We start from the raw sequence: 15132 nt of genomic DNA, 5'->3' as shown, positions 1-15132 counted from the left end.
CGAGTTTCCTCATGCCTGCTTGCCTCCAACACCGATAGCTTGGTGTGGGTTGTTGGTGTTGGTTCCAGCGGAGTGGCAAGAGTTTCCCGCGCCGGCTCTCACCAAACATGTCGCAAGGCATTGATTTAGAAAAGGTAAATTCGGAGGGCACGAGGGCAAGAGGGCACGAGGGCACGCAAAGGCGCTCCTTCGCACCGAACTGGCTCTTGCGTGCCCTCGTGCCCTCGTGGCCTCGTGCCCTCCAGTTCGATGCGCGAATAAGCGCACCGCCAGGGGCGACCGGGACTCTCACCGAACATGTCGCAAGGCATTGATTTAGAAAAGGTAAATTCGAAGGGGGCGAGGGCACGAGGGCAAGAGGGCACGAGGGCACGCAAAGGCGCGCCTTCGCACCGAACCGGCTCTTGCGTGCCCCCCCCTTGCCTCGGCCTCGGCCCTCCAGTTCGAGCGCGAATAAGCGCACCGGCCAGGGGCGACCGGGACTCCACCGAACATCCGATAACTCATTGATCTGAAGAGCAGTTTGTCCGCAAAGGACGCAAAGGACGCAAGAAGCGGAAGCCGCTTTCGCTTCCTTTGCGTTCTTTGCGTCCTTTGCGGACAAGAAGAGTGGCGCGGGTCGCGAAGAAGTTCGATGCGCGAATAAGCGCACCGCCAGGGGCGACCGGAACTCTCACCGAACATGTCGCAAGGCATTGATTTAGAAAAGGTAAATTCGGAGGGCACGAGGGCAAGAGGGCACGAGGGCACGCAAAGGCGCTCCTTCGCACCGAACTGGCTCTTGCGTGCCCTCGTGCCCCGTGGCCTGTGCCCTCAGTTGATGCGCGAATAAGCGCACCGCCAGGGGCGACCGGGACTCTCACCAAACAGCCGATAACTCATTGATCTGAAGAGCAGTTTGTCCGCAAAGGACGCGAAGGACGCAAAGAAGAGCGGAAGCCGCTTTCGCTTCCTTTGCGTTCTTTGCGTCCTTTGCGGACAAGAAAAGTGGCGCGGGTCGCGAAGAAGTTCGATGCGCGAATAAGCGCACCGCCAGGGGCGACCGGTACTCTCATCCAACACCACCAACCAATACCAACACCAGCTTCAGAGCCGATCCTCGCCCGCCGACACCAGCGACTCCAGCCCATCAGCCAACTCGCCGAGTTCGTTCAACACGCGATCCAACTCGCGGGTTCCGAGGGTGCCGTAGCTGCGGTTCTCGCACAGGTGCACATAGGCCACGCCGTCGAGGTCGTCCACCGCGAGGAAGCCCACGCGCTGGGCCCAGTTGAAGCGCAGACACTTCTCGGCCGGCAGCCGCGCGAGCGGCGCCACCGGGGTCGACATGCGCAGCACGCGGCGGCCGTCTTCGGTTTCGATGTCGGCGAGGAATAGACTCTGCACGCGGCCGCCTGGCAGGCTGAGGTCGAAACTCAGCACGAAAGGCTGGTTCTGGGTCAGCTTCTGGCGGCTGGCCAGATGCGAACGGATGTCTTCGAAATTGTGCACGGGGTGATTCCGGGTGATGCAGTTGCCATCCATGCTAGCAGTCTTGCACCGGGCGCCGCCGACATGAGCGCCGACCCGGCTGCCGAGGCGATCCTGGCCGCGGTGCGCGCGATTCCGCGCGGCGCGGTGGCCGGCTATGGGGTCGTCGCCGCGCGCGCCGGGCTGCCGAAGCGCGCGCGTCTGGTGGCACGGGTGCTGTCGCAACTGGCCGACGGCAGCAAAGTGCCCTGGCATCGCGTGGTGCGCGCGAACGGCTGCATTGCGTTTCCCCCCGGCAGCGAGGGCTTTGGGCGCCAGCGCGAGCGCCTGCTCGCCGAAGGCTGCCAGGTGGCCGACAACGGCCGGGTAACCGTTCGTCAGTCGCCAGACACGCTGGATGCGGCATTGTGGGCCGACTACTTCGACCAGGAACCCGGATGAACGGCTCGCCTGTCACCTACGCGCTGCTGGTCGTTTGCGGTGCGATGTTCGGTTTGCAGATGATCGACAGCCAGGGCTGGCTGGTGGTCCACCTGGCGCTGTGGCCGCTGGGCAACCACGCGCTGCCGCAGACGCTCGGCGGCTGGCCGGATTTCATGCCCTGGCAGCTGCTCAGCTACGGCTTCCTGCACGGCGGCCCGGAGCATCTGTTCTTCAATTCGCTGGGTCTTTGGATGTTCGGGCGCGACCTCGAGCGCTTCTGGGGCAGCCGGCCCTTCCTGCTCTACGTGCTGGTGGCCATCGTCGGCGCCGGCATCGCGCAGCTGGCGGTCGCGTCCTTGAGCGGCGAGCCCTATCCCACGGTCGGCATCTCCGGCGGCGTCTACGGCGTGCTGCTGGGCTTCGGCATGATGTTCCCCAACCGCATCGTGATGCCGCTGTTCCCGCCGATCCCGATGAAGGCGCGCACCCTGGTGATCCTGTTCGCGGTGCTGGAACTGAGCATGGGCGTGGCCGCAAGCGCCAGCGGCGTCGCGCATTTCGCGCACCTGGGCGGCCTCGCCACCGGCTTCATGATGATCCAGTACTGGCGCGGACGGCTGCCGTGGAAGCCGCGCCGATTGCTGCGCTACTGAGCTTCCCCAGGGGATTCCCACACCATCAGCCAGTCGTCGAACTCGACGTGGTCGATGTAGTACTTGATCGCCGCCGCGCGGCGGAATCCGTGTTTTTCGTAGAAGCGCACCGCGCGCGGCGCCAGCTGGTAGACCGACAGGTGCACCGCTTCGCGGCCCAGTGCCACCGCGCGCTGCTGCGCCTGCGCGATCAATTGCCCGGAGCCGCCGGCGCCGATGTACTCGGGGCGCATGTAGCAGCGCTGCACTTCCAGCGTCCGCCGGCCGGCCAGCTGCTGCGGCGCCGGCACGGCCAGGCCGAGCTGCACATAGCCGGCATCGCGGCCATCGCCGGTTTCCAGCACATGGACCTCGATCTGCTTCGCCGCGATCCGCTCGCCGATCATCGATGCTGCGTAGCTGCGCGCGATGTGGCGCTCCAGGCTGTCGGCCGGGGCGACGTGGCCGTAGGCAGCCAGGAAGGTCTCGGTCATCAGCGCGGACAGCATCGGCGCTTCGTCCGGCTGGGCCAGGCGCAGGGTGAAATCCGGATTCATTCAGCTTGCTCGTTCAGGTTCAGTCAGACCACGGCCTGCAAGGATGCGGATACCGTCACCCGTCGCCAAGGGAAATGCTGAACATTCCCCTGCGTGCCGACTATGATGAACAGGATCAGCCCGGCCCCGGCAGCGCATGAAGTCGATCTTCCGCCCCATCCTCATCGCTGCCTGCCTGTGGCTGTCGGCCTCGCCGCTCGCCGCCGCGACGCTGAAGGAAGCGATCGAGCAGGTGGAGCGCGAGACCCGCGGCAAGGTGCTGGCAGCCGACACCATCCGTACCCGCGGGACGGTCGTCTACCGCATCAAGGTTCTGATGCCAGACGGGCGTGTCCGCATTTTCCAGATCCCGGCCTGAGACACCCGACGAGGAGTCAATCATGCGCGTGCTGTTGGTAGAAGACGAAGCCCCGTTGCGCGAAACCCTGGCTGCGCGCCTGCAGCGCGAAGGATTCGCGGTGGACACCGCGGCCGACGGCGACGAGGCCGTGTACATGGGCAAGGAGGTGCCTTTCGACGTCGCCATCGTCGATCTCGGCCTGCCCAAGCTGCCCGGCCTGGAAGTGGTCAAGCGCCTGCGCGAGTCCGGCCGCCGCTACCCGATCCTGATCCTGACTGCCCGCGGCAGCTGGGAGGACAAGGTCGAGGGCCTGAAGTGCGGCGCCGACGACTACCTGGTCAAGCCCTTCCACATCGAGGAGTTGCTGGCGCGCATGAACGCGCTGGTGCGACGCAGCGCCGGCTGGAGCAAGCCGCTGCTCGAATGCGGTCCGGTCAAGCTCGACACCACGGCGCAATCGGTGACGGTCAACGACACCTCGGTGGACCTGACCAGCTACGAGTACAAGGTGCTCGAGTACCTGATCCTGCACGCCGGCGAGCTGGTCTCGAAGAGCGACCTGACCGAGCACATCTACGAGCAGGACTTCGACCGCGACAGCAATGTCATCGAGGTCTTCATCGGCCGCTTGCGCAAGAAGCTGGATCCGGACGGCGAGCTGAAGCCGATCGAGACCGTGCGCGGCCGCGGCTACCGCTTCTCGATCCCGCGGACGTCCTGAGGGCGGGCGTGGGGACGCGGCTAGCGACGGATGGTGTGATGCCGGCCGCGTCTTTTTCGTTGGAGGGCACGAGGGCACGAGGGCACGAGGGCACGCAAGAGCCGCCCAGTGCGAGCGCCGGCTTTCACGTGCCCTCGTGCCCTCATGCCCTCGTGCCCTCAATATCCGCGCCGCATGACCGCGGCCTGGCTCCGGGGCTGGCCGCCCCATGACCACCCGCCGCCAGTTCTCGCTGGCTGCGCGCTCGCTGCTGGCGGCGAGCCTGGTGCTGGCGGCCTTCATCGGGCTGACCGGTTATGCGCTGGAGCGAGCCTTCGAGCAGTGGGCCTACTCGGTGCTGCGCGAGCGCCTGCAGTCGGTGGCCTATTCCTTCCTCGCACGGACCGACACCTCGGTGCGGGGTGAGGTGCTGGTTCCGGAGTTCCTGCCCGAACCACGGCTGGACCGTCCGGGCTCGGACCTGGTGGCCTCGATTTACGCCGAGAACTTCCGCTGGGAATCGCCGTCCGCGCTGGATCGCGAGTTGCCCTTCGAAGACGCGCTCAAGCCCGGCGAGATGAGCTTCAAGGTGCCCACCAGCACCCGCGGCGGCTTCTACATGCTGAGCATGGGGGTGCTGTTCGAGGCGCGTTCGCCCTCCGGCAAGGATGTGCGCGTGACCATCAATGTCGGCGAGCGCCAGTCCTCGGTGCGGCGCCAGATCCGCGCCTTCCGCGAAACCATGTGGGTGGTGCTCGGTGGTCTGGGCCTGCTGCTGTTGCTGTTCCAGGCGCTGCTGCTGGTATGGAGCCTGCGCCCGCTGCGCGCGGTCGCGCGCGACCTGGCGTTGGTCGAGCGCGGCGAGTCCGAACAGCTCCCGGGGCACTATCCGCTGGAACTGTCGGCGCTGACCCGTGGACTCAACGACTTCATCAAGAGCGAGCGCGAGCACCTGCGGCGCTACCGCAATACCCTGGGCGATCTGGCGCACAGCCTGAAGACGCCGCTGGCGGTGATGCGCGGCCTGTTCGAGAACGAGTCTGACCCCGCAAAGATGCGCGCCGGCGGCCTGGAGCAGGTCGTGCGGATGGACGAGATCGTCGCCTACCAGCTGGCGCGCGCGGCCAAGAGCGGGCACCAGACCTATGCCGCCCCGCTGGCGATCCAGCCGCACGCCGAGGAGATTGCGCTGACGCTGGAGAAGGTCTATGCCCGCAAGGGCGCACTGGCCGAGTTCGAAGTCGACCCGCGCAGCATGTTCCATGGCGACAAGGGCGATCTGATGGAGCTGATGGGCAATCTGCTCGACAACGCCTTCAAGTGGTGCAAGGGCCGCGTGCTGCTGACCGCCGAACCGCTCGGCTTGCCCAAAGCCCGTCGCCCCGGCCTGCTCTTGCGCGTCGAGGACGACGGCCCAGGAATCCCGGATGACAAGATCAGCGAAGTGCTCAAGCGCGGTGTGCGCGGCGACGAGCGCGTCCAGGGCCACGGCATCGGCCTGTCGATCATCGGCGACATCGTCGCGTCTTATGGCGGCGAGATGAAGGTCAGCCGTTCATCTTCGCTGGGTGGCGCGTCCTTCGAAGTCCGCCTCCCGCCGCTCGGCGGGTGAGGCGCGGCCGGGCCGGTCAAACGCGGAGACGCGGAGGACGCGGAGAAAAGCCGCGGAGGAGCGTCAGGTTTTGGCTCGGGAGTGCCGGGGGCCATTCAACGCAGAGACGCGGAGGACGCAGAGACGAGCAAGAGACGTGGGCGGGGTTCGCGGCAGGTGCTGCAGGCTCGAGTCTCCCCGGAAACACTCTCGCTCCTTCTCTGCGGCTTTCCTCCGTGCTCTCTGCGTCTCCGCGTTTAACCGGCCCCGTCGCGTTCAACTGGCTGCGTCCAGAGCAGAGAGCCACTCGTCGTCCGAGCCTTCGGAGACGCCTTCGAACAGGAAGGTGGACAGGTAGCGCTCGCCGGTGTCGGGGAGCATGGCAAGGATGACGCTGCCGGGTGCGGCCTGGCGCGCCACTTCGAGCGCGGCGGCGAAGGTGGCGCCGGCGGAGATGCCGACGAAGACGCCCTCCTGGTGCGCCAGCAGGCGCGCGGTGTCGCGCGCGGTGACATCGTCGATGGCGATGTTGTCGTCGAACACCGTGCGGTCCAGCACTGCAGGCACGAAATCCGGGGTCCAGCCCTGGATCTTGTGCGGCGACCAGGGCTTGCCGGCCAGCAGCGGCGCCGCGGCGGGTTCGGTGGTGACGATCCGGACGCCCGGGCGGGCGAGCTTGAGCATCTGGCCGACGCCGGTCAGTGTGCCGCCGGTGCCCCAGCCGCTGACGAAGTAGTCGAGCCGGCGGTTGGCGAAGTCGCGCAGGATCTCGGGGCCGGTGGTGCTGCGGTGGTAGGCCGGGTTTGCCTCGTTCTCGAACTGGCGGGCGAGGAACCAGCCGTGCTTCTTCGCCAGTTCCTCGGCGCGGCGCACCATGCCCGAGCCGCGCTCGGCCGCCGGCGTCAGGATCACCTTGGCACCGTAGCCGCGCATGATCTTGCGCCGCTCGATCGAGAAGGTCTCGACCATCACCGAGACGAAGGGATAGCCGCGCGCGGCGCAGACCATCGCCAGCGCGATGCCGGTGTTGCCGCTGGTGGCTTCGACCACGGTCTGTCCCGGTTTCAGTTCTCCGCGCGCCTCGGCGTCCTGGATGATCGCCAGTGCCAGGCGGTCCTTGACCGAGGATCCCGGGTTGAAGGCCTCGACCTTGACGTACATCTCGACGCCCGGCGGCGCGAGGCGATTGATGCGGACGATCGGCGTGTTGCCGATGGTGTCGAGGATGCTGGCGTGGATCATGGCGCGCTCCGGACCGGTGCGATCGAAGATTGGACCCGCATGGTGCCCCAGCGGACGGGGGCGACACCAGTCGCCGTCGTCATATCGACATGTCGCCGGCGCGAGGTCGGCAAAAACGGTGCGCATCGGCATACACTTGCAGCGGGCGGAGACTCCGCTGGGGCATCCTCGGGGCCGGAGCAGGGAGGCCGATGAATCCGCAAGCAGTCGAAGCGATGGCCACCACCGGCGGCAACGGCGGACATGGCGGATTCGTGCGCGAATTGCTGCGGACCTCTGACCTGGAAACCCTCGCGCATGTCGCCGCGCGCGAGGCCCACCGCCGCTTCGGCATACCGCGACTGATGCTGGTCTGGTGGTCGCGCAGCGCACTGTCGGGCGAGCCGGCGAGGCAACTGGTGGCCCCTGCCGCCGCGGCCAGCAATGAAGAACGCGCCTGGCTGGAGCAATGGGCGGGAAACGCCGGACCGCGCGGCGACGGACCCTTCGCCTGTCGCGAACTGGTCTCCGGCGTCATGGGCCGTGCCGCGCTGGCCTGGCCAGCTGCGCACGCGCAGCCGGTAGACAGCGAGTGGCAGCGCTTCGTCGACGATATCGCCGCCGTGGCGGGGCGGTTGGTCGAACTCGACACGCTGACCCAGGCCGTGCTGCGACTGGAGCGCGCCGAGCGCCTGCAGCGCGCGCTGTATGCGATTGCCGAGATGGCCAGCTCCGAACTGGACATGCCGGAGATGATGCAGAGCGTGCACGGCGTCGTCGGCGAGCTGATGTACGCCGAGAACTTCTTCATCGTGCTGCGCGAGCACGATCCCGACTCCCTGCGCTTCCTCTACTTCGCCGATACCGAGGACACCGACCGCCCGGTCCCGGGCGCCGCGATCCCGGTCAGCAGCATCCCGAACAGCCTGACGCTCGCGATGCTCGCGAGCGGCCAGGCGCAGATGGGTCCTTCCGATACGCTGCGTGAGCGCCTGGGCGTGGCGCGCGACGACAGCCTGGGCCCGGACAGCGTCGATTGGCTGGGCGTGCCGCTGGTCGGAGCGGGCGAGGTTCGCGGCGCGATCGTGGTCCAGAGCTACCGCGAGGAGCATCGATTCAGCGCCGAGGACCGCACCCTGCTGACCTATGTCGCGCAGCACATCCTCACCGCGCTGGATCGCAAGCAGGCGCAGGAGGAAATGGAGCGTAGGGTGGACGAGCGCACGCGCGAACTGGCCGCGGCCAATCGCGAACTGCGCCAGGAGGTCCTGGAGCGCCAGCGCAGCGAACGCCTGCAGGCGGCGCTCTACCGGATCGCGGAGAAGTCCAGCACCGCCGAGTCGCTGGAGGAGTTCTACGCGGCGGTGCACGGGATCGTCGACCAGCTGCTGTACGCGCGCAATTTCTACATCGCGCTGGTCAGCGATGACGGCAGCGAGCTGGAGTTTCCGTATTCGGTGGACGAGCGCGACCCGGTGCGCCAGCGGCGCAAGCTGGCCAAGGGCCTGACCGAATATGTGTTGCGCACCGGGCAGGCGCTGTTGGCCGACCGCGACGCCATCGAGTCGCTGGCGCACGCAGGAGAGGTGGCGAGCTTCGGTTCGCGCTCGGTCTACTGGCTCGGCGTCCCGCTGATCTGCGACGAACGCACCGTCGGCGTGGTTGCGGTGCAGAGTTATTCGGCCGACATCCCGTTCACCGAGCGCGACCAGGAACTGCTGACTTTTGTCGGCTACCACATCGCCAACGGGCTGGAGCGCAAGCGCGCGCAGGATGGACTGCGCGCGGCCTATGCCGATCTGGAACGGCGCGTGGCCGACCGCACGCACGAACTGGCCGTCGCCAACCGCGAACTGACCAATGAGATCGTCGAGCGCGAGCGGGTCGAGGACACCCTCAAGCACCAGGCCCTGCACGACACCCTGACCGGGCTGCCCAACCGCGCTTTCCTGCTCGACCGCCTGGCGCGCGCGCTGACCCGTTTCCGCCGCGGCGAATCGCGCGGCTTCGCCGTGCTGTTCCTCGATCTCGACCGCTTCAAGGTGGTCAACGACAGTGTCGGCCACCTGGTGGGCGATGAGTTGCTGAAACAAGCGGCCACCCGGATCGCCGCGGCGGTACGCGAGCCGGATACCGTCGCGCGTCTGGGCGGCGACGAATTCGCCATCCTGCTCGACGACCTGCACCACCCGGACCGCGCCACCTTCATCGCCGACCGCGTCATTTCGGCCCTCGCCGAGCCGATGCGCATCGGCGGCAAGGAGCTGTTCACCTCGGCCAGCATCGGCATTGCCTTCTCGCATCCGCGCTACACCCGCGCCGAGGAACTGCTGCGCGATGCCGACGTGGCGATGTACCGCGCCAAGGCTCAGGGGCGCCAGCGCTTCGAGCTGTTCGACGAGCAGCTGCGCGCCGAAGCCTTGCGCGTGCTGGATCTCGAGGGCGACCTGCGACGCGCTCTGGCGCGCGGCGAGTTCGAGCCGCACTTCCAGGCGATCGTGCGCCTGGAAGACGCAGCGGTGGTCGGCTACGAGGCGCTGCTGCGCTGGCGCCATGGCGAGCGCGGCCTGCTGCTGCCGGGGGATTTCCTCAACGTCGCCGAAGACAACGGCTCGATCGAGCAGATCGACTGGCAGATGTTCGCGCTCGCCTGTCGCGACGCCCAGCGCCTGCCGCAACCGGACGCCTACGTCAGCATCAATGTTTCCGCGCGCCAGTTGCGCGCGGGCGACTTCGACCGCTCGGTGATGCGCCTGATCGATGCCCACGGCCTGGCGCCGCAGCGCGTGCGCCTGGAAGTCACCGAGGGCGCGCTGCTGGAGAACCCGGACCACGTGCGGCGCCTGCTGGAGCGCCTGCGCGAAGATGGCGTACGGGTGCAACTGGACGATTTCGGCACCGGGTACTCCTCGCTGTCCTACCTGCACCGCTTTCCGATCCACTCGCTGAAGATCGACCGCTCCTTCGTCTCCGACCTGAAACCCGGCCAGGAAGGCGGCAGCGCCGCCGTCGTGCGCGCGATCCATGCCCTGTCCGACTCGCTCGGCATCGAGGTCATCGGCGAGGGCATCGAGACCCACATTCAGTGCCAGGCCCTGCGCGAGCTCGGCTGCAAGCTCGGTCAGGGCTTCTTGTTCAGCCGGCCGCTGCCGGTGGGGGAGATCGTTTGAGTCACGGTTCTGGGGTTGTGAGTTCTGGGTTGTGGGCGGCAAAGGCCGAAGCGAATGCAGTCGGCGGCCGGCTTTTCTGCCCACAACCCAGAACCCACAACCCAGAACCCACAACCCAGAACCCAGAACCCACAACCCACAACCCACAACCCACAACCCACAACCCACAACCATCCGCTCATCGGCTCGCGCAGCAATGGGTCACACTTCCGGCACGAAGTCGCTTGACGTCCCGCCCCGGCGATTCCAAACTTCGCGCCCGTCGCACCACTAGATGTTGTGGTTGAGCTGCCAACTGGCATCAAGAACTAGTTGCAACACCGCAACACACAAGAAAAACGCGCCTGATGCCTGGGGAGGCAGTTTTGATGAGCACCGTTCGTCTCGAAGCGGTACGCAATGACATTGTGGACATCCCGTTGCAGCCTGCATCCCAGGACATCTGGGACAAGAAGTACCGCCTGAAGAGCAAGTTGGGCGATCCGATCGACCGCACCATGGACGACAGCTTCAAGCGTGTCGCGCGGGCGCTCGCGGATGCCGAAGCCACGCCGGAAAAGCGTGCCTACTGGTACGAGCGCTTCCTCTGGGCGCTGCGTCGTGGCGCCATTCCCGCCGGCCGCATCACCTCCAATGCCGGCGCGCTCGAGCACAAGCCGGCCACCAGCACGATCAACTGCACCGTGTCCGGTACCATCGGCGACTCGATGGACGACATCCTGGCCAAGGTGCACGAGGCCGGGCTGACGCTCAAGGCCGGCTGCGGCATCGGCTACGAATTCTCGACGCTGCGCCCGCGCGGCGCCTACGTGTCGGGTGCCGGCGCCTATACCTCCGGACCGCTGTCCTTCATGGATATCTACGACAAGATGTGTTTCACCGTGTCCAGCGCCGGCGGCCGCCGCGGCGCGCAGATGGGCACCTTCGATGTCTCGCATCCGGACGTCAAGGAGTTCATCAAGGCCAAGCGCGAGGACGGTCGCCTGCGCCAGTTCAACCTGTCGCTGCTGATCACCGACGAGTTCATCCACGCGGTGGAGACCGATGGCGACTGGCCGCTGGTGTTCCCGGTGCACGTCAAGGAACAGCACGAGATCGACGTCACCGATCCCAGGCAGGTGGTCTGGCGCGAGTGGCCGACGAAGCACAACTACGTCAGCCGTGACGATGGCCTGGTCGCCTGCAAGATCTACGGCAAGATCCGGGCGAAAGGTCTGTGGGAAATGATCATGACCTCGACCTACGACTTCGCCGAGCCGGGGTTCATCCTGATCGACCGCGTCAACGAGATGAACAACAACTGGTGGTGCGAGCAGATCCGCGCGACCAATCCCTGCGGCGAGCAGCCGTTGCCGCCTTATGGTTCCTGCCTGCTCGGCTCGGTCAACCTGACCAAGTTCGTGCGCGAGCCCTTCACCAGCCGCGCGCGCTTCGACTGGGAGGAATACAAGGAAGTGGTGCGCGTGTTCACGCGCATGCTGGACAACGTGGTCGAGGTCAACGGCCTGCCGTTGGAAGGCCAGCGCAACGAGATCATGCGCAAGCGCCGCCACGGCATGGGTTTCCTCGGCCTCGGCTCCACCCTGACGATGCTGAAGATGCGTTACGGCACGCCCGAATCCTGCGAGTTCACCGAGCAGGTGGCGCGCGACATGGCGGTCGCCGGCTGGGAGGAAGCGCTCGCGCTGTCGCAGGAAAAGGGCCCGGCCCCGATCATGCTCGAGGACTTCGAGGTGACCGGCGACATGCTGCGCAAGCGCCCGGAAATGGTGGCCGACGGCTACCAGATGGGCGACCGCATCCCCGGCCGCGTGCTGCACGGCAAGTACTCGCGCTACATGCAGCGCCTGGCCACCGTTGCGCCGGAGCTGTGCCAGGATCTGACCGAGGCCGGCGCGCGCTTCACCCACCACAGCTCGATCGCGCCGACCGGCACCATCTCGCTGTCGATCGGCAACAACGCCAGCAACGGCATCGAGCCCTCGTTCGCGCACCATTACTCGCGCAACGTGATCCGCGAGGGCAAGAAGTCCAAGGAAAAGGTCGAGGTCTACAGCTTTGAGCTGCTGGCCTACCGTCACCTGGTCAACCCGAAGGCGATGCCCTACAGCGAGAAGGCCGACGAAAAGCTGCCGGATTATTTCGTCGCCGCCGACGACATCAGCCCGAAAGAACACGTCGACATCCAGGCTGCGGCACAGAAGTGGGTGGATTCCTCGATCAGCAAGACCGCCAATGTGCCCACCGACTACCCTTACGCGGACTTCAAGGACATCTACCTCTACGCGCACAAGCAGGGGCTGAAGGGCTGCACCACGTTCCGCTTCAATCCGGCCGCCTTCCAGGGCGTGCTGGTCAAGGAGCAGGATCTGGAGAACACCCTCTACCGCTTCGAACTCGAAGACGGCAGCGTGGTCGAAGTCAAGGGCAACGAGGAAATCGAGTACGACGGCGAGATCCATACCGCCGCCAATCTGTTCGATGCGCTGAAGGAAGGCTATTACGGCAAGTTCTAGGAACCGCGCCCATGGCGGGCGCTGACTTGAGCGAGGGAGTGGTCGTCATGAGCGGTGATCAGGGTATTGCGGGCAAGATCGAAGAGCTGAAAGACAAGGCCGAGGCAATTGGCGAGAAGCTGATCGCGGAAGGCAAGGAAGCGGTTGCAGCGGCCGAATCCAAGGTGGCGGCGGTGAAGAAGGCTGCGGCGAAGAAAGTCGGTGCGGCCAAGAAGGCGGTCGAAGCCAAGGCTGCCGAAGTGACCAAGGCGGTCAAGAAGGAGGTGGCTGACGTCAAGAAGGCTGCCAAGAAGACCGTGGCCAAAGCCGAGAAGGCCGCCGCGCCGAAGGTCAAGGCGGTGAAGAAGGCCGTTGCAAAGGCCAAGGCGGAAGTGGGTAAGGCGGTGGACAAGGCCAAGGCCGCAGCTGCCAAGGTGACCGGACAGCCGGCCAAGGCCCCGGCCAAGAAGGCGGCGCCGGCAGCCAAGGCTCCGGCGAAGAAGGCAGCGCCAGCGGCCAAGGCCCCGGCGAAGAAGGCAGCGCCAGCGGCCAAGGCCCCGGCGAAGAAGGCAGCGCCAGCAGCCAAGGCCCCGGCGAAGCAGGCGGCTCCGGCGAAGAAGCCCGCAGCCAAGGCGCCTGCCAAGGCTGCAGCGAAGCCGGCCGCCAAGGCGGCGCCGGCGAAGAAGCCTGCAGCGAAGGCGGCTCCGGCCAAGAAGGCGCCTGCCACCAAGGCGCCGGCAAAGAAGCCAGCCGCCAAGAAGTCTTGATCCGTTCGGCGGGCCCGGTTTGCCGGGCCCGCAAGTTGCGCAGGCACAGCCGTGCGTAGGGTGCCGCAAGGAGTTGCAATGAAATACCGGATGGCGATGGTCCTGGCACTGGCGCTGCTCTCGCCGCAGGGGCTGTGGGCGCAAGCGCAGAACGGCGACACCATGCTCGCGCCGCGCGGCCGCGCGGCCTACGAGAAGCACCTGGCCGAGCTGAACGCCAAGTACGGCGCGGACAAGTCGCAGCAGGCGCTGAAAGACGCCGTGCTGTCCGCGAACGGCTTGCCGGCGAAGGTCGAGTCAGGTTCGCCGGCAAACAAGGTTGCCCTGCCGGCAGACCTGGTGCCCGGTCAGCGACTCAAGGTGGAACTGCTGCCGCACGGGGACAACCAGTTCCTGTTCCAGGACGAGGTCTTCGACTCTTTGAGCCTGGAGGACGCGCTGGCCGGCGTAGCCCGCGCCTACGTGATCGACCAGATTGTCCTGCTCAGCAGCGAGGACCGCACCATCCAGATCGACCATCTGCTCGAACTCGCCCGCATCGGGCGGGATCTTGAAGTCACCACCGCCTATCAGCAGGGTGGGGAGTTGAAGCTGATCTCAGCGAAGTGAGCCGCTGGCGGCCGCGCGTGCGCGAGCGGCTGCCAGCGATTTTTTGAATCTCCCGACGCAGTGCGGGCAAGCATTGATCCGGCGGCGCCATGCAGGCGTCGCCCGCAGGACCTGACGATGACCATCAAGATCAGCAAGAAGATCACCGGCTACGCGGTGCAGACCCCGGAAGACAAGGCGAAGGCGGAAGCCGCCGAGGCTGCGCGCGTTGCCGCCGCCGAGCCCGCCGTGGTGGAGGCCCCGAGCGCCGAAGTGATTCACATGCACGAGCGCGTCGAGCGCCCCGAGCGACTCGACGGCAGCACTTACAAGATCAAGTCGCCGCTGTTCGAGCACGCCCTGTACGTGACGATCAACGACATCGTGCTCAACGAAGGTACCGCGCATGAGTCTCGCCGGCCCTTCGAAGTGTTCATCAACAGCAAGAACATGGACCACTTCCAGTGGGCCGTGGCCCTCACGCGCATCATGAGCGCGGTGTTCCGCAAGGGCGGCGACGTGACCTTCATCGTCGAGGAGCTGAAGGCGGTGTTCGATCCGCGCGGCGGCTACTTCAAGGCCGGTGGCGTGTACATGCCGTCGATCGTCGCCGAACTCGGCTTCGTGGTCGAGGACCACCTGAAGAGCATCGGCATGATCGTCGGCGACGAGCTCAGCATCGAGCAGCGCGAGGCGATCGCGAAGAAGCGCGCGCAGTACGAGGCGCAAAGCGCGGACGGCGGAAAAAAAAACGCTGAAGTGAGCCGCGAGCCGGAAGCCAAGGCTCCGCTCGTGGTGGTTGCCACCGAGCAGAGCCTGTCCTTCCCGCCCAGCGCGACGATGTGCGGCAAGTGCAACACCAAGGCCGTGGTCCTGATGGATGGCTGTCAGACCTGCCTGAATTGCGGCTATTCGAAGTGCGGTTGAGGTAGCGGCCGGGACCGCGCGCTACTCGGCGCGCCAGCGCAAGCCCACCCCGGGCTCGGTCTCGATGTATTGGGGTGAGACCGGGTCGTCGCCCAGCTTGCGCCGCAGCTTGCCTACCAGGATGCGCAGGTAGTGGCTGTCCTCGTCATCGTCGGGGCCCCACAGCTCGCGCACCCGGGCTGCAAAGGCGCACCGGAGTCCTTTCCCGGCGCCGTGGCTCCGTGGCCGCGGCGGCAGATCGCGCTGACCCC

The 15132-nt window shown here is 66.4% G+C and carries 14 protein-coding genes; 10 read left to right on the top strand and 4 right to left on the bottom strand.

Going from position 1 to position 15132, the window contains the following annotated elements:
* Positions 1–1086 precede the first annotated feature (1086 nt).
* A complete protein-coding gene (locus IPK27_22845; GenBank protein ID MBK8070341.1) occupies positions 1087–1491 on the bottom strand; it encodes a hypothetical protein in 405 nt (134 codons plus the stop codon).
* Positions 1492–1554: 63 nt separating this feature from the next.
* On the opposite strand from IPK27_22845, the gene IPK27_22840 reads away from it, so the two are divergent.
* Both IPK27_22840 and IPK27_22835 read left to right on the top strand, forming a co-directional pair.
* A complete protein-coding gene (locus tag IPK27_22840) occupies positions 1555–1911 on the top strand; it encodes an MGMT family protein (protein MBK8070340.1) in 357 nt (118 codons plus the stop codon).
* Positions 1908–2546: a rhomboid family intramembrane serine protease gene (locus tag IPK27_22835; protein ID MBK8070339.1), complete on the top strand. Its 639-nt coding sequence runs from the start codon at positions 1908–1910 to the stop codon at positions 2544–2546. Before IPK27_22840 ends, IPK27_22835 begins: the two co-directional genes overlap by 4 nt.
* Here the strand turns inward: IPK27_22835 and IPK27_22830 are convergent.
* On the bottom strand, positions 2540–3082 hold the full coding sequence (locus IPK27_22830) for a GNAT family N-acetyltransferase (protein MBK8070338.1): 543 nt from the start codon (positions 3080–3082) through the stop codon (positions 2540–2542). The genes IPK27_22835 and IPK27_22830 overlap by 7 nt on opposite strands.
* A 136-nt stretch (positions 3083–3218) precedes the next feature.
* Here IPK27_22830 and IPK27_22825 point away from each other — a divergent pair, with 136 nt between their 5' ends.
* The 3 genes from IPK27_22825 to IPK27_22815 all read left to right on the top strand — a co-directional run bounded on the left by IPK27_22825 (position 3219) and on the right by IPK27_22815 (position 5734).
* A complete protein-coding gene (locus IPK27_22825) occupies positions 3219–3440 on the top strand; it encodes a hypothetical protein (protein MBK8070337.1) in 222 nt (73 codons plus the stop codon).
* Between the two features lie 22 nt (positions 3441–3462).
* Positions 3463–4143, top strand: coding sequence for a response regulator transcription factor (locus tag IPK27_22820; protein ID MBK8070336.1), 681 nt, complete (start codon positions 3463–3465; stop codon positions 4141–4143).
* Positions 4144–4351: 208 nt separating this feature from the next.
* A complete protein-coding gene (locus IPK27_22815; protein MBK8070335.1) occupies positions 4352–5734 on the top strand; it encodes a two-component sensor histidine kinase in 1383 nt (460 codons plus the stop codon).
* Positions 5735–5989: 255 nt separating this feature from the next.
* On the opposite strand, the gene cysK is transcribed toward IPK27_22815, so the two are convergent.
* Positions 5990–6955 carry a cysteine synthase A gene (gene cysK, locus IPK27_22810; GenBank protein ID MBK8070334.1) on the bottom strand — a complete coding sequence of 322 codons (966 nt, stop codon included), beginning with the start codon at positions 6953–6955 and terminating at the stop codon, positions 5990–5992.
* A gap of 191 nt (positions 6956–7146) precedes the next feature.
* Here cysK and IPK27_22805 point away from each other — a divergent pair, with 191 nt between their 5' ends.
* The 5 genes from IPK27_22805 (at position 7147) to IPK27_22785 (ending at position 14881) form a co-directional block, all read left to right on the top strand.
* A complete protein-coding gene (locus IPK27_22805; protein MBK8070333.1) occupies positions 7147–10104 on the top strand; it encodes an EAL domain-containing protein in 2958 nt (985 codons plus the stop codon).
* A gap of 368 nt (positions 10105–10472) precedes the next feature.
* Positions 10473–12620: an adenosylcobalamin-dependent ribonucleoside-diphosphate reductase gene (locus IPK27_22800; GenBank protein ID MBK8070332.1), complete on the top strand. Its 2148-nt coding sequence runs from the start codon at positions 10473–10475 to the stop codon at positions 12618–12620.
* A gap of 11 nt (positions 12621–12631) precedes the next feature.
* The gene (locus IPK27_22795) at positions 12632–13366 is read left to right on the top strand and encodes a hypothetical protein (protein ID MBK8070331.1); all 735 of its coding nucleotides are present in this window, start codon (positions 12632–12634) and stop codon (positions 13364–13366) included.
* A gap of 78 nt (positions 13367–13444) precedes the next feature.
* The gene (locus IPK27_22790) at positions 13445–13975 is read left to right on the top strand and encodes a hypothetical protein (protein ID MBK8070330.1); all 531 of its coding nucleotides are present in this window, start codon (positions 13445–13447) and stop codon (positions 13973–13975) included.
* A 117-nt stretch (positions 13976–14092) separates the two neighbouring features.
* Positions 14093–14881, top strand: a complete 789-nt coding sequence (locus tag IPK27_22785; GenBank protein ID MBK8070329.1) for an NrdJb — start codon at positions 14093–14095, stop codon at positions 14879–14881.
* Positions 14882–14902: 21 nt separating this feature from the next.
* Here the strand turns inward: IPK27_22785 and IPK27_22780 are convergent, their stop codons facing one another.
* Complete coding sequence (locus IPK27_22780; protein MBK8070328.1) at positions 14903–15118, bottom strand: winged helix-turn-helix domain-containing protein; 216 nt, start codon at positions 15116–15118, stop codon at positions 14903–14905.
* Between the last annotated feature and the right edge of the window lie 14 nt (positions 15119–15132).

Source organism: Rhodanobacteraceae bacterium (assembly GCA_016713135.1).
In the GTDB taxonomy this organism is placed as follows: Bacteria; Pseudomonadota; Gammaproteobacteria; order Xanthomonadales; family SZUA-5; genus JADKFD01.
Note: the sequence above shows the minus strand (reverse complement) of the source record. Positions and strands in the feature narration are given on the sequence as shown.

Coding starts and splice junctions, on each gene's coding strand:
- IPK27_22840 (MBK8070340.1), top strand. CDS start 1,555: ATGAGCGCCGACCCGGCTGCCGAGGCGATCCTGGCCGCGGTGCGCGCG.
- IPK27_22835 (MBK8070339.1), top strand. CDS start 1,908: ATGAACGGCTCGCCTGTCACCTACGCGCTGCTGGTCGTTTGCGGTGCG.
- IPK27_22830 (MBK8070338.1), bottom strand. CDS start 3,082: ATGAATCCGGATTTCACCCTGCGCCTGGCCCAGCCGGACGAAGCGCCG.
- IPK27_22825 (MBK8070337.1), top strand. CDS start 3,219: ATGAAGTCGATCTTCCGCCCCATCCTCATCGCTGCCTGCCTGTGGCTG.
- IPK27_22820 (MBK8070336.1), top strand. CDS start 3,463: ATGCGCGTGCTGTTGGTAGAAGACGAAGCCCCGTTGCGCGAAACCCTG.
- IPK27_22815 (MBK8070335.1), top strand. CDS start 4,352: ATGACCACCCGCCGCCAGTTCTCGCTGGCTGCGCGCTCGCTGCTGGCG.
- cysK (MBK8070334.1), bottom strand. CDS start 6,955: ATGATCCACGCCAGCATCCTCGACACCATCGGCAACACGCCGATCGTC.
- IPK27_22805 (MBK8070333.1), top strand. CDS start 7,147: ATGAATCCGCAAGCAGTCGAAGCGATGGCCACCACCGGCGGCAACGGC.
- IPK27_22800 (MBK8070332.1), top strand. CDS start 10,473: ATGAGCACCGTTCGTCTCGAAGCGGTACGCAATGACATTGTGGACATC.
- IPK27_22795 (MBK8070331.1), top strand. CDS start 12,632: ATGGCGGGCGCTGACTTGAGCGAGGGAGTGGTCGTCATGAGCGGTGAT.
- IPK27_22790 (MBK8070330.1), top strand. CDS start 13,445: ATGAAATACCGGATGGCGATGGTCCTGGCACTGGCGCTGCTCTCGCCG.
- IPK27_22785 (MBK8070329.1), top strand. CDS start 14,093: ATGACCATCAAGATCAGCAAGAAGATCACCGGCTACGCGGTGCAGACC.